1 protein-coding gene and 1 pseudogene are annotated in these 661 nt (G+C 58.7%); one reads left to right on the top strand and one right to left on the bottom strand.

The genetic code is table 11. The features are described from left to right. Positions 1–113, bottom strand: a pseudogene (locus tag RA19_RS27575) (AraC family transcriptional regulator); the annotation flags it as partial. A 79-nt stretch (positions 114–192) separates the two neighbouring features. On the opposite strand from RA19_RS27575, the gene RA19_RS25130 reads away from it, so the two are divergent. Beyond that, on the top strand, positions 193–661 hold a 469-nt coding region (locus RA19_RS25130; protein ID WP_039168554.1), incomplete at its 3' end, for an acyl-CoA dehydrogenase family protein.

Here is a 661-nt window from a genome sequence, read left to right as displayed (position 1 = left end):
TTGGCGGCCCGCAGCGGCTCCACAGTATTGGCCAGGCAATGGGCCGAGAAGGCATCAAACAGCAGCACATCCGTTTGCTGCGCCGCAGCGTTATCTTTTGTCCAACTTCGCATGATTCCTTCTAACTTTGCATGATGCAGGGGCGCAAGGCGCATACTCTGACTGGCAACAGATTTGCAGAGGAAGACCACCATGCAGTTCGGGATGACCGAAGAACAGTCGATGATCGTCGAAACCACCCGTGCCTTTGTGGAAAAGGAGCTCTATCCGCATGAGGCGGAGATCGAGCGCACCGGCCATCTGGACATGGATGTGATCCGTGATGTGCAGAAGAAGGCGATGGAAGCGGGGCTTTATGCGGCCAACATGCCCGAGGAAGTGGGCGGGGCCGGTCTCGATACGCTGTCCTGGCTGATGTACGAAAAGGAGCTGGGCCGCGCCAATTATGCGCTGCATTGGACCGGCGTTGCGCGCCCTTCGAACATCCTGCTGGCGGGCACCGAGGAGCAGAAAGAAAAGTATCTCGTGCCTTGCATGAAGGGCGAGAAATGGGACTGCCTGGCGATGACCGAGCCGGATGCCGGTTCCGACCTGCGCGGCATGAAGGCCACTGCCCGTCAGGACGGTGACGACTGGATCCTGAACGGCACCAAGCATTTCA

It is taken from the genome of Leisingera sp. ANG-M1, from assembly GCF_000813745.1.
Classification (GTDB): Bacteria; Pseudomonadota; Alphaproteobacteria; order Rhodobacterales; family Rhodobacteraceae; genus Leisingera.
The sequence above is the reverse complement of the archived record's forward strand: the minus strand, read 5'-3'. Positions and strand labels throughout refer to the sequence as shown.